Below are 12,302 nucleotides of genomic sequence, written 5' to 3' on the forward strand. Positions count from 1 at the left end.
CCCACAGGTTGAATCTTCTTCGGATCTGTCGGAGAGCGCCTGCCTGGCCGAGTTCCGCTGGTCCGCTACACCGGAAGGGACCGCAGCGAGCTGAGCGTGCCCGCCAAGGCGCGGGCCGCTTCGGCGCCCTTGGTGACGAAGTGCTCGGTGAAGTACGTGACGTGCTCGCTGTGCTCGTGGAAGTGGTGCGGTGTGAGCACCACCGAGAACACCGGCACGTCGGTGTCCAGCTGGACCCGCATCAGCCCGTCGATCACCGCCGAGGCGACGAAGTCGTGCCGGTAGATCCCGCCGTCCACGACCAGCGCGGACGCCACGATCGCCGCGTACCGCCCGGAGTGCGCCAGACGCTTGGCGTGCAGCGGGATCTCGAAGGCGCCCGGCACTTCGTACACGTCGACGGTGGCGGGGTCGAAGCCGAGGTCGGTGTATTCGGCGAGGAAGCCCTCGTACGCCTTGCCGACGATCGAGCTGTGCCAGCTGGCACGGATGAACGCGATGGAGCCGGATGTTCTCATGCCGGGATACTACTGGCCGGTAATGTGCGCTTCCAGCCAGCCGACCACATCGTCGAGCACCTTCTCCTGCTCCGGCTCGTTGAACACCTCGTGGTAGAGACCCTCGTAGCGGATCACCGTGAGGTCCGTCGAGCCCGCGCCCCGCTCGATGAGATCCGAACTGGACGGCGCGGCGATCGCGTCGGCGGTGCCGTGCAGCACCAGCACCGGCACGGTGAGCTTCGCCAGCCGCGCCTTGACCGTGTTGGTCGCGTTCAGCATCTCGGCGCCGGTGCGGGCGGGCAGCATCCCCCGGTAGACCAGCGGATCGTTGTCGTAGGCGGCGACGACTGCGGGATCACGGCTGATCTGCGACGAATCCAGTTTGAGCACACCGAGATTCGGGGTGAACCTGCTCAGCACCGGCGCGAGCATGCGCTGTAGCGGGTTGCCCACCGGAATGTCCAGTGGCGGCGCGGACAGCACGATGCCCGCCACGTCGATCGGCGCCCGGGTCGCCAGGTACAGCACGATCAGACTGCCCATCGAGTGCGCGACCAGGAACCGCGGTACCCCGGGCTGCTCGCGGCCCGCGATGGACAGCATGGCGGCGACGTTGTCGGCGGCGCCCTCCATCGAGCCGATATTGGCCTTGCCGCCCGCCGACTTGCCGTGGCCGATGTGGTCCAGCGCGTAGACCGCGAAACCGGCGCCGACCAGGCGCTGACCGACGTGAGCGTAACGGCCGGAGTGCTCGGCCACCCCGTGCACCAGGACGATCACGCCGCGCGCCGCCCCGTCGGGCAGCCACGCGCGCCATGCGACCCCGCTGCCGGCGCCGTCGAACTCGCCGGACTCGGTGCGGATCGCGGGAGCGGCGGGCGGCTCGGTCGGCGTGGCATCGCGCGCCGTCGGCTCGGTCGTCATGCGTCGGCTCCTGACGTCGGTGGCACGCTGGTCGCCGCGAAGTGCTCGATCAGCCGCCGGTTGAACTCGATGAGTCGAGCGTAGTTGACCCGGGAAAGACGCTCGTCGGTTCCGTGAATCGAGGCCAGATCGCGCTCGTCGAGCACGATCGGGGCGAAATTGCACCGGGTGGCGGCCAAGTCGTCGTAGTGCCTGGAGTCGGTCGCGCCCGGCACGATGCCGGTGGTCACCGCTATCCCCGGAACGACGGTGCGCGCGAGATCCGCGATCACGTCGAACGCGGGACCGGGGCCGGTGATGCGCGACGGCTCCGCCGACATCCCCACCAGCTCGAATCGGATCTCCTTGTCCCGCACTACCTTTCGGCAGTGCGCCAGTACCGACGCCACCGAGTCGCCCGGCAGGATGCGAAAGTTCACCAACGCCTCGGCGTGCTGCGGCAGCACGTTCGCCCGCACCCCGCCGCGGATCACCGTGGGCGCGGCGGTGGTGCGCACGAGCGCCTCGGTCTGCGGCCGGGCCGCCATCACGCGGGTGATCACCGGCGCCGCGACGCGCGCGAGACCGAGCAGGCGCCGACGCGGTTCCGGCAGGATCTCCCGCAACCTGGCCAGCATGTCCGCGATCACCGGCGTCAGGCGCAGCGGCATCGGGTGGTCTTGGATCCGGCCCACCGCGCGCGCGATCCGGCCGACCGCGGTCTGCTTGCCCGGCATGGACGAATGCCCGCCCACCTCGGTGACCGACAGCCGGACGGTCGCGTAACCCTTCTCGCCGAGCATGATCGTCGCCACCGGTTGCCGCACCCCCTCGACGACGCCGGCGGTGATCACGCCGCCCTCGTCGAGCAGCAGGTCCGCGTGCACGCCCGCCTGCCGCAGATGCTCGGCCATGCGCTCGGCGCCGTCCCCGCCGAAGACCTCCTCGTCGTGCCCGAACGCCAGATACACCGTGTACCGGGGCCGCAGGCCCGCCGCGAGGGCCGACTCGACCGCGTCCAGGATGGCCAGCACGCGGCTCTTGTCATCGATCGCGCCGCGGCCCCAGATGTATTCGTCGTCGACCACGCCCGCGAACGGCGGATGGGTCCAGCGCTGCGGGTCGTCCACCGGCACCACGTCCTGGTGCGCGAGCAGGATCGCGGCCACCCGGCCCGGTTCGCTGCCTGCCCACTGGTAGAGCCTGCTATGGCCGAACCGTTGGAGTTCGAGTTCGGCGTGCACCCGCGGGAAGGACTGCCGGAGGTGGGCGTCGAGGCGCTCGAACGCGGCGTCGTCGGCGTCGCGCGGGTCGTCGGTGGACACGGTCGCGCACCGCAGTGCGGCGGCGAGGCGTTCGGCGGTCGGGTCGTCGACGGGGTCCGTCATCGGGTACCGGTGCGGTTCGGCAAAGTCATGGACACCGTTGCATTGTTCAACATGTCGGGATCGAGGGCGATCGTCTTCTCGTTTCGCCACTTCACGATGCCCTCGGTGAGTCCGCCGGGCAGGTCGGGCTGCCGCGTGCCGGTCAACAGCGGCAGCTCGACATTCGCCGCGGCGACGGTGACCGGGGCGAAGGCGGGGGAGTGCGACCACACGTCGTCGATCACGTCGGTGACGCGCACGCCGATCCGGTGTCCGGCCGCGATCGGCCAGTCCTGGGCGAGCAACCGGACCTCTGCGGTGTCGGCGACGGGGGCGATGCCGCGTGTGATGACGGTGGCGCGCAGGTCGGGCGCGATGTCGTAGAGCTCGACGGCGACGGTGGCGGTGGGCGGGCCGCTCAACCGCAGCGTCGCGGTGGGGATGCCGGACAGGTGCTGGTCTTGCGCCAGTGGCGCGGACACCGACCAGATCTCGCGGTCGAGTCCTGGGACGAGGCCGCGGTCGGTGTAGTGGCCGGGCCGCAGCTGGACCGAGACCCGCTGCGCGTCGGCGGGCGGCCACGCGGTCTCCGCGCGCCAGCGGCCGTCGAACTGGCCGACGGTGATCCTCGGTCCGGGGATTTCGACGTCACGGCCCGCCACGTGTTTGTCGAAGAACGCTAGGAGTTCGGTGTCGAAATGCGGTGTGCCGCATTTGTCGTTGCAGGTGCGGTGGCCCCATTGACCGAACCAGGCCCGGTGCGCACCGGGGCCGAGGCCGTTCCACAGGTCGAACACCCGGTAGGCGCGGGTGTTGTAGTCGACGAAGCCTTGACCGAGAAACAGCGGAATCGTGTTGCCGCGCAGGGGCGCGACGAGATCACGATCCCGCCAGAAGGCGGTGTCGGGGGCGTGATCGCCGATTTCCGTCAAGTAGCGCTGATAGCACTGCCACGGCAATTGCGTGGCGTTGGACCGGTATTCGCCGCTGTCCTCCGGCCGCGGCGGTGTCGACGCGATGAGCAGATGCTCCAAACCGGCGAAATCGGCTGGGCGCACGCCCCTTTCGGTGATCGGCTTCCCGGAGAACTTCCACGAGATGCCCTGCATGTACAGGTAGGAGTACGGGTCGACGACCGGCTCGAACGCGGCGACCGCCGCGAGGCCCTCCGGCTCGGCGGCCAGGCCCATCAGCCCGGTCCACCCCTCGTAGGAGACGCCGAACATGCCCACCTTCCCGGTGGACCACGGCTGCCCGGCCGCCCACTCCACCGCGGCCGCGACGTCGGCGCGCTCGCCGGGGCCGCCGAAATCCGGGCAGCCGTCGGAGCCGCCGAACCCGCGCAGGTCCACGATGACGTAGGTGTAGCCCGCGGCCAGGAACAGGTCGGCGCTGAGGTTGTCGGTGGACGGGCCGCCGGTCGGGCGTGGCTCGCTCAGGTAGGCCAGATGCGCGCGGTACGGGCTGACGGTGAGGATGACGGGAGTGCGGGTGTCCTCGGACATCCCCGCCGGACGCAGAATGTCGGCGTGCAGCCGGGTGCCGTCCTTGCCGTCGATGAACGCCTGCGTCCACTGGTAGGGCGCCCGGAGCGGCTCGGCGTGCGCCGTAACCGGGGTGATGGCTCCGAGCAGGAGCAGCAGCCCGCACAGGGCGCGCAGCAGGACGGGTCGTTCGATCACCATTGGACTATCGAGTTTGCCCGGACAGTCGTCCAGCCCCCGGAACCGGGGTGGTCGGCCGGTGGCGGCGGCGCGCCCGGATGCACGCTGCGCGACAAGCCGCGCCGAGACAGAACTGAACGAGAAAGGGAAACGCCGGAGCGGCTAGCGGATCGGCACGGTCACGCCAGGGGACGATGGGCTGCCGTGGAGGACCAAGTGGCTCGGGACGGCGTCTACTCGGTCGTCCTTCTTGCCGGGTTTCTTGTCGTTCTTCTTGTCTTTGCCGGGGAGGTCGAAGGCCAGCCGGATGGTGCTGGTACCGCCGGGATCGATCTGGTCGAAGTCGTTGCGGGACAGGTCGAGTTCGGCGGTGGCCGCCGCGTCGGGGGCTACGGACCGGCCGTCGGTGGTGACCAAGCGTTGATCGGCGATGGTGAACGCTTGTTTGCCGTCGGACACGTTGGTGACCGTCAGCGTCACGATGGTGTACGTACCGCCTGTGGTCGCGGGGCCGGTGGTGTTGGCGTTGGACACCACCTCGGTCACGGTGAAAGCGAAGTTGCCGTCGCGCACCCCACGGCCCGCGTCCGCGGGCTGCGCGCCGCCCGGAGGAGCGGTCCAAGCCGTGGCGGGCGCCTCGGGTGTGGTCGTGCTCGGAACGGGGCCGGACCCGAGACTGCTCAGTAGCCACAGTGCCGCCGCGGCGACGAGTGCCGCCCCGGCGGCGACGGGCACCCACCAGCGCGGCACGGCCTTGTGCCGTGCGGCGGGAGGCGCGATCCGAGTAGGCGCGAGTCCCCTGGGATGGGCTGTCACCGGGCCGGGCATCGTCGCGGTCGGCGGCACATCAGCGCTGGTCATGACGCGGGTCGGCGGTCCACCGTGCGATGCCTCGGAGTCGAGGACCGGCCGCGCCGGTTGCGCCGATGCGGGCGCCCCCAAGGCCCCGCGGGCCGCGGCGGCGAATTCTCCCGCGCTGGCATATCGTTCGTCCGGTTCCTTGGCCATGCCGCGGGCGATGACGGCGTCGAGCGCGGGCGGAACCTCGCGGGCAACCTGTGCGGCGCGCGGGGGTGCGGACATCAGATGTGCGCGCATCTGCTGTGCCGGGTCGCCGTCGCCATAGGGCAGCTGCCCGGTGAGGGTCTCGTAGAGCACGCAGGCCAGCGAATAGACATCGGATCGGGCGTCGGCGGTACCGGTGAAGCGCTCCGGCGCCATGTACCCCAAGGTGCCCACCACCAGCCCGGTGGCTGTGAGCGCGGTGCCGTCGGCGGCGCGGGCGATACCGAAATCAATGAGATACACGAAACCGCTGGTGTGCTCGAGGATATTGCCCGGCTTCACATCCCGGTGCACAAGCCCTTCCGCATGTGCGGCATCCAGCGCCTCGGCGGCCTGGGAGATGATCTCGACGGCCCGGGGCGGTGTCAGAGCACCCGACCGCAGGCGCGTGGCCAGGTCGACACCTTCGATGTAGGCCATCTCCAAGAACAGATGCCCGTCGATCTCGCCGAAAGCGTTAATTGGCACGATGTGCGAGTTGCGTACCTTGGCCCCCAACTGTGCTTCCCGCTCGAAGCGCCGCCGATAGCCTGGATCAGCGGAATACGCCGCGGACAACACCTTCAGTGCGACAGTGCCGCCGGTACGGTCGCGCGCCAACCACACCTCGCCCATACCGCCACGACCCAGCAGTCGTTCGAGGGAATAGTCCCCGAACGAACCCCTGGTGCTCCGCACGGACATACCCTGACCGTATCGCCCGGGAGTTCGCCGCAAGACGAGTGGTGCTTCCCGACGCTCGGTGTGCGGTGTTCCGACGGGGTGATCGACCAGGACACCGCAGGTTCCGGCCGTGGACGGCGATGCGCGCCGAGTTGTTCCATATCGCTATCGCATGTGTGAACGAGCCAGGGGCGCAAGGTGATCAGCCTGTTGTCGCAAGCGGGTCGGCGTATGATCAGGCCAATGCTGAAGCCCGGGGGAAGAATGAGCGAGGCGGTGACCGCGGACTGGGACGGGTTCGTGCAAGCGCTGGCGCTGTGTCTGTCGGAGCTGCCCTCGCGTGCGACCCTGATCATCGCCGCGCCGGGCAATCGCTTTGTCCAATTCGTGCAGTACGACATCAAACTGTCCGCTGAGCTGGCCGGTAACCACTACTTGAGTCAACCGATACCGGATGCCGCCGCGCAGCAGTTGCGCGCACTCGGCTGGCATGAGCCACCGTCGCGGAGCGACGCGGGCAACTGGACCAGAACCCTGTTCTGGCCGATCGCGCCGAACAGCCTGCTCGAGTTCGCCCGCTCGGTCGCCGTCGGCCTGCGCGACGCACTCGGCGTGGCCGATCCCGTGGAACTGCGCGCGATGGGCTGGACCGAGGCGTCCGGTGATCTGGATCTCACCGTGCTCGGGCCGATCGCCCGCCGCGGCTGGAATTGATCGAGGCCGCGCTCCCACGGCAAAGCCGCGACTACCTGGGCACTATTCTGAGAGACATGGCAGCAGGCAAGCCCTCCAAGGAAGCGAAGGCCGCGGCGAAAGCGGCCCGCAAGCAGCAGTCGCGCGAACGCCGCAGGCAACTGTGGCAGGCGTTCCAGATGCAGCGCAAGGAAGACAAGCTGCTGCTGCCGCTGATGATCGGCGCCGTGGTCGGCATGACCGCCGTCGCCGTCGTGATCGGCCTGATCTTCGGGCTCACCTGGTTCCTCGTGCCGCTCGGCGTGGTGCTCGGCGCGCTGGTCGCGTTCATCATCTTCGGCCGCCGGGTGCAGACCAGCGTCTACCGCAAGGCCGAGGGCCAGGCTGGCGCCGCGGCCTGGGTGCTGGACAATCTGCAGGGCAAGTGGCGGGTCAGCAATGGCGTCGCCGCCACCACACAGTTGGACGCGGTGCACCGCGTGATCGGCCTGCCGGGCGTCGTGCTGGTCGCCGAGGGCGCGCCGCAGCGGGTGAAATCGCTGCTGGCCCAGGAGAAGAAGCGCACCGCCCGGCTGATCGGCGACACCCCCATCTACGACGTCATCGTCGGCAACGAGGAGGGCCAGGTTCCGATCAAGGACCTGCAGCGCTACCTGACCAAGCTGCCCCGCAACATCGACACCAAGCGCATGGAGCTCATCGAAGGCCGCCTGTCCGCGCTCAGCGCACGCACCGGGCCCGCGCTGCCGAAGGGGCCGATGCCCGCGGGCGCCAAGATGCGCGGCGTGCAGCGGACCATCCGTCGGCGCTGACAGCTTGCCGCCAGGTCCGTGCCGCAGTCCATGCGACACGGGCCTTTTTGCATCATGCGCTACGGCCGGGAACTACGGTCGACGGCGCGTCTGTGTCGGGAGGCCGCCTCGATCGCGGGTGAGCAGCCAGACAACCCGGTCGTAGGCGAGCACGTGATAGACGATCACCAGCACCGCGAGCGCCACTCCCCAGCCCGGCAGACCCGCCGACTGCAGCGCGAGCGCCCCACCGCCGAGCACCGAGAGCTCGATCACCAGGCGCGCCGAGCCGGACACGGCGATCACCGACCGCCCGTCCCGACTCGGGTCGCCGGGCACCGAGCAGGCCGCCCACAGCGCCGCCGCGGCTAACGGGAGCGCCACCACCAGCACAAACTTCCACGGCCCTTCGAACGCGCGCCAGCCGAAGACGCCGAACGAAGCCATGGCGACGAGTTCGAGCAGGAAACGGGCACCGAGCATCACCGGATTCAACGACACCGGCGCAGCCTATCGGCGTGACCCGATGCCGGACAGCTCAGCGCGAATGCACCAGCGCCGTGCCGGTCGCACGGTCGTGCATACCGCGGCCGTCGGCGTCGGTGAACAGCGCGGGCACCACGAACAGCAGCAGCACCTGCCTGGCCAGCGCGCGGACGAAGCCGACCGGCTCCGGCGCGTCGACGCGGACCGTCCGCAGCCGCAGGAAGTACTGCCCCGGCGTGAAGCCGAACAGCGTCACCGCGCCGACGCCGATGACGAACCAGATCAGCAGTGTCAGGCTGGACGCCGACGTGCTGCGCGCGATGAGCGCCGCGATGCCGAGCGCGATCATCCAGTCCACGAACAGGGCGGCGATCCGGCGGCCCATTCCCGCCAGCGAGCCCGCTCCCTTCTTCGGGAGGCCGAGGTGCTCACCGGGGAACTCGGGGGTTGCCGGATCGCCGGGGTCGGCCGGAGGTCCGGAGAGCCAGGAGCCGGTGCTGCGTGCCATGGACCCCAGGATAGGCGCGCGCGATCGGCCGCCCGATTCCGCATAAGCGGAGTTCAGGTCGCCGCGCACGGCACGAGGCCGCAGGACTACCATGCTTTGCGAGCGCGGGTGGTCCGCGCCACCCGCCCAGACGCACGTGTAACACTGGCGAAACACGGGCTTGACTACAGGGAAACACGGCATCCATAGCGTCTGGTCGCGACGAACCCATGCAATCGACACTGGCTGGGAACCGATCCGTAAGGAGAACAAGTGACGTTCAGCACGGCCGACGAGGTCATCAAATACATCGCTGACGAGGACATCGAGTACGTCGACATCCGCTTCAGCGATCTTCCCGGTGTGCAGCAGCACTTCTCGATCCCGGCGAAGGCCTTCACCACCGACCTCGCCGAGGAGGGGCTAGCGTTCGACGGCTCCTCCGTCCGTGGATTCCAGTCGATCGACGAGTCGGACATGCTGCTGCTGCCCGACTACAGCACCGCGCGCATCGACCCCTTCCGCGCCGCCAAGACGCTGAACATGAACTTCTTCGTGCACGACCCGTTCACCCGGGAGGCCTACAGCCGCGACCCGCGGAACGTCGCGCGCAAGGCGGAGGAGTACCTGCGCTCGACCGGCATCGCCGACACCGCGTACTTCGGCCCCGAGGCGGAGTTCTACATCTTCGACTCGATCCGCTACGACTCGGCCATGAACGGCGCCTTCTACGAGATCGAGTCGGTCTCCGGTTCCTGGAACACCGGCAAGGAGTTCAACCCGGACGGCACCCGCAACCGCGGCTACAAGGTCCGCAACAAGGGCGGCTACTTCCCGGTCGCGCCGTACGACCACTACGTCGACCTGCGCGACAAGATCTCCACCAACCTGCAGAACGCGGGCTTCGAGCTGGAGCGCGGCCACCACGAGGTCGGCACCGCCGGTCAGGCCGAGATCAACTACCGGTTCAACACCCTGCTGCACGCGGCCGACGATCTGCAGCTGTTCAAGTACATCGTCAAGAACACCGCGTGGGCCGAGGGCAAGACCGTCACCTTCATGCCGAAGCCGCTCTTCGGTGACAACGGCTCGGGCATGCACGTGCACCAGTCGCTGTGGAAGGACGGCAAGCCGCTGTTCCACGACGAGGCCGGCTACGGCGGCCTGTCCGACCTGGCGCGCCACTACATCGGCGGCATCCTGCACCACGCGCCGTCGCTGCTGGCCTTCACCAACCCGACGGTGAACTCCTACCACCGCCTGGTCCCCGGCTTCGAGGCGCCGATCAACCTGGTGTACTCGCAGCGCAACCGCTCCGCCGCGGTCCGCATCCCGGTCACCGGCAACAACCCGAAGGCCAAGCGCCTCGAGTTCCGCGCGCCGGACTCCTCGGGCAACCCGTACCTGGCGTTCGCCGCCATGATGATGGCCGGCCTGGACGGCATCAAGAAGAAGATCGAGCCGCTGGCCCCGGTCGACAAGGACCTCTACGAGCTCCCGCCGGAGGAGGCCAAGAACATCCCGCAGGCCCCCACCAGCCTGGCCTCGGTCATCGACCGCCTCGAGCAGGACCACGACTACCTCACCGAGGGCAACGTCTTCACCGAGGACCTGATCGAGACCTGGATCTCCCTCAAGCGCGAGAACGAGATCGCGCCGGTGAACCTGCGCCCGCACCCGTACGAGTTCGAGCTGTACTTCGACGTGTAAGTCGTCAACCGGCTCCGACCTGCGAATAGCCAGCGAGTCCATCCGTTCCGTGATCAGTGCATCTGGTCGCGAAGCGGGTGGACTCGTTTGCGTTCGGGGCAGGTCGTCATATTGGCAAACCACGGGGCATTCGCGACCTCACTCTCCGTATGACACGCTCGTCCTCACGGAAGATGAATCGATCGCACCCCGGCTGATCGCCCGATTCGACGTCGACGGGTGGCTCGACAAGGGGACCGATAAAGGCGTACAGCTCCCAATATCCACCGGAGCCGTCGTTTTTCGGAAGAAGGTCGTAAGCGAGCTCTCGCACCCTTCTCCAATTGTCCGCCTCGAACGGATCTCGGATGACATCTCCCACTCGGACCTCGGTCACGTCCACTGATTCGGTTCGCATCGGCGGAGTCTGGCACGACCAACCTGAATGCCAGCTGAAGGCGGCGCGGCCGACCAGCTCCAGCCGCGGTAGTCGGATGAGTCCGATCCGTTCCGCGATCACTTTGCTGGGCGCAGCCGGTTGGTGACGGCGGTGACGCGCCGTTCGGTGAGCGCGTCACTTCGCAGTCCCGGCAGGCGCGGGACTGCCTGCCTTTTCTTCTCATGCTTGGGAAGCCTGCGGGAAGCATGAAGAACTAGGAATCTATCATCCATGGGAGGAGGTGGCATGCGAAAAGAGCTGGGCGTCAACCCGACTGTGCGTCCGATCAGCGCGCGGTCCGGCATGCCTGTTCGCGGGTTGTCAGGTCGCTGCCCGGTCGCCGGGGGAATGGTTGGTCGTTCGCTGGGAGTGCGGCGATCGTGGCGGAGGACTGGGCCCGCATGATGCATCCCTATACGGTGGCGGCGCTGGAATCGGGTCGGGCGCTGGTGCATGCCGCCGATGACATGCTGGAGCGGATCGACCGGATCCGAGCCCGGCGGCCTTCCCCCAGCACACGGGTGATTCCGGAAGTGGACGCGATGGGCAGACTCACCGATCTGTACATCGCCCCCGGAACGATCGCGCACGCTGCTAGCAGGCAGGAGTTGGTGGCCGACATCATGGCAGCGATTCGAGACAGCACCATGGATGCGCTGCGGCAGCACGAAATTGCCGTCAAGGAGACGACCTGGCCCAAGGCGTCGTGGCCGCAGCCGTAACTTGCCGGTGTGCTCGACGATTCCCAGGAGTGATGCGGTGACGGATCTGGATACGTCGGACGGCGCCGAGGCCGAATCGCCGCCCGACTGGCGCAACCTCGTCTATGAGGTATTCAACCCCGAGTACTCGGTTGGTGTGGCATGTGACCGCAGCGGCATGATCGTCGGTCTCCATCTCGGCGACGAGGTGGGGGAGCACACAGACGACTGGCTGGCCAGCGAGGTTCTTCGAGTCGCTCGGTTGGCCTACCTGAAGTCGCGGGTCGGTCGGCGTGCGGAGCTGCTGTACAACGGCGGGTTGCCGCGTCTCGCCGACTCGTTGGGGTTACCCACTGAAGCCGAGTACAACATCATGGAGAAGGCCGAGTTCGGTGAGCGCTTCTGATTCCGACCGAGCGTGAGCCGCGCGGCGCCGGGCGGTGCGCTCGACCCGCTGTTGCCCTTCGTGTCCCCAAGGATGGGGATGCGTGAGAATTGAAATACCGCTCGGAGTGGAAAGAGTTCGTCGATATGAAAGACTTCAGGCAAGATACGCAGAATATGCGTAAACGGGGCGACGCCGACCATGGCAAGGTAGCCCCTGCTCGCGAGCGGGCGAAACACAATCCGGATTATTCGACCAACTTCTATTCCAATGTCGGTCATGCGGCTCACGGGTTCAAGGAGAAGGCCGAGCGGTACCTCTTGGCTCGTGCCCGCGGTTGGAACAGGGTGGGGGATAGTCATCAACGTAAGGGCGACATCGGGTATTCGGCTGCGGGTGCAATCGAGGGCACTGATATCGAAGGCGGCTCGAGGGTTCGGCGTTCGGCGCCAGAGGTGTGAGGCGCTGG

Annotated in this window: 13 protein-coding genes; 6 read left to right on the forward strand and 7 right to left on the reverse strand. The window is 68.0% G+C overall.

Features of this window, described 5'->3' with window-relative positions:
- Positions 1-65 precede the first annotated feature (65 nt).
- From ON34_RS08395 to ON34_RS08415, 5 genes are all read right to left on the reverse strand, one after another.
- Entirely contained in the window at positions 66-518 is a 453-nt protein-coding gene (locus ON34_RS08395) for a 6,7-dimethyl-8-ribityllumazine synthase (protein WP_040776309.1), read from the reverse strand.
- 9 nt (positions 519-527) lie between these two features.
- Positions 528-1,424: an alpha/beta hydrolase gene (locus ON34_RS08400; protein ID WP_083889223.1), complete on the reverse strand. Its 897-nt coding sequence runs from the start codon at positions 1,422-1,424 to the stop codon at positions 528-530.
- Positions 1,421-2,791 (reverse strand): M20/M25/M40 family metallo-hydrolase, encoded by a 1,371-nt coding sequence (locus ON34_RS08405; RefSeq protein ID WP_040776312.1) that lies wholly within the window; start codon positions 2,789-2,791, stop codon positions 1,421-1,423. Before ON34_RS08405 ends, ON34_RS08400 begins: the two co-directional genes overlap by 4 nt.
- A complete protein-coding gene (locus ON34_RS08410; protein ID WP_040776315.1) occupies positions 2,788-4,455 on the reverse strand; it encodes a CocE/NonD family hydrolase in 1,668 nt (555 codons plus the stop codon). Before ON34_RS08410 ends, ON34_RS08405 begins: the two co-directional genes overlap by 4 nt.
- 141 nt (positions 4,456-4,596) lie before the next feature.
- Positions 4,597-6,183 (reverse strand): serine/threonine-protein kinase, encoded by a 1,587-nt coding sequence (locus ON34_RS08415; protein WP_051022273.1) that lies wholly within the window; start codon positions 6,181-6,183, stop codon positions 4,597-4,599.
- A 222-nt stretch (positions 6,184-6,405) separates the two neighbouring features.
- Here ON34_RS08415 and ON34_RS08420 point away from each other — a divergent pair, with 222 nt between their 5' ends.
- A complete protein-coding gene (locus ON34_RS08420) occupies positions 6,406-6,876 on the forward strand; it encodes a TY-Chap domain-containing protein (RefSeq protein WP_157172218.1) in 471 nt (156 codons plus the stop codon).
- A 56-nt stretch (positions 6,877-6,932) separates the two neighbouring features.
- Positions 6,933-7,667: a DUF4191 domain-containing protein gene (locus ON34_RS08425; protein ID WP_040776647.1), complete on the forward strand. Its 735-nt coding sequence runs from the start codon at positions 6,933-6,935 to the stop codon at positions 7,665-7,667.
- Between the two features lie 72 nt (positions 7,668-7,739).
- Here the strand turns inward: ON34_RS08425 and ON34_RS08430 are convergent, their stop codons facing one another.
- Complete coding sequence (locus tag ON34_RS08430) at positions 7,740-8,147, reverse strand: YrdB family protein (protein WP_245547946.1); 408 nt, start codon at positions 8,145-8,147, stop codon at positions 7,740-7,742.
- A gap of 37 nt (positions 8,148-8,184) precedes the next feature.
- Entirely contained in the window at positions 8,185-8,640 is a 456-nt protein-coding gene (locus ON34_RS08435; protein WP_040776320.1) for an RDD family protein, read from the reverse strand.
- A gap of 252 nt (positions 8,641-8,892) precedes the next feature.
- On the opposite strand from ON34_RS08435, the gene glnA reads away from it, so the two are divergent.
- The 4 genes from glnA (at position 8,893) to ON34_RS35865 (ending at position 12,294) form a co-directional block, all read left to right on the forward strand.
- On the forward strand, positions 8,893-10,329 hold the full coding sequence (glnA, locus tag ON34_RS08440) for a type I glutamate--ammonia ligase (protein WP_040776323.1): 1,437 nt from the start codon (positions 8,893-8,895) through the stop codon (positions 10,327-10,329).
- Between the two features lie 819 nt (positions 10,330-11,148).
- Entirely contained in the window at positions 11,149-11,469 is a 321-nt protein-coding gene (locus tag ON34_RS08445) for a hypothetical protein (protein WP_040776653.1), read from the forward strand.
- Positions 11,470-11,506: 37 nt separating this feature from the next.
- Positions 11,507-11,854: a hypothetical protein gene (locus ON34_RS08450; RefSeq protein WP_040776325.1), complete on the forward strand. Its 348-nt coding sequence runs from the start codon at positions 11,507-11,509 to the stop codon at positions 11,852-11,854.
- Positions 11,855-11,943: 89 nt separating this feature from the next.
- Positions 11,944-12,294, forward strand: a complete 351-nt coding sequence (locus ON34_RS35865; RefSeq protein ID WP_157172219.1) for a hypothetical protein — start codon at positions 11,944-11,946, stop codon at positions 12,292-12,294.
- Positions 12,295-12,302: the final 8 nt, after the last annotated feature.

The organism is Nocardia pneumoniae NBRC 100136 (assembly GCF_000308755.1).
GTDB lineage: Bacteria > Actinomycetota > Actinomycetes > Mycobacteriales > Mycobacteriaceae > Nocardia > Nocardia pneumoniae.

Coding starts and splice junctions, on each gene's coding strand:
- ON34_RS08395 (WP_040776309.1), bottom strand. CDS start 518: ATGAGAACATCCGGCTCCATCGCGTTCATCCGTGCCAGCTGGCACAGC.
- ON34_RS08400 (WP_083889223.1), bottom strand. CDS start 1,424: ATGACGACCGAGCCGACGGCGCGCGATGCCACGCCGACCGAGCCGCCC.
- ON34_RS08405 (WP_040776312.1), bottom strand. CDS start 2,791: ATGACGGACCCCGTCGACGACCCGACCGCCGAACGCCTCGCCGCCGCA.
- ON34_RS08410 (WP_040776315.1), bottom strand. CDS start 4,455: ATGGTGATCGAACGACCCGTCCTGCTGCGCGCCCTGTGCGGGCTGCTG.
- ON34_RS08415 (WP_051022273.1), bottom strand. CDS start 6,183: ATGTCCGTGCGGAGCACCAGGGGTTCGTTCGGGGACTATTCCCTCGAA.
- ON34_RS08420 (WP_157172218.1), top strand. CDS start 6,406: ATGCTGAAGCCCGGGGGAAGAATGAGCGAGGCGGTGACCGCGGACTGG.
- ON34_RS08425 (WP_040776647.1), top strand. CDS start 6,933: ATGGCAGCAGGCAAGCCCTCCAAGGAAGCGAAGGCCGCGGCGAAAGCG.
- ON34_RS08435 (WP_040776320.1), bottom strand. CDS start 8,640: ATGGCACGCAGCACCGGCTCCTGGCTCTCCGGACCTCCGGCCGACCCC.
- ON34_RS08445 (WP_040776653.1), top strand. CDS start 11,149: ATGATGCATCCCTATACGGTGGCGGCGCTGGAATCGGGTCGGGCGCTG.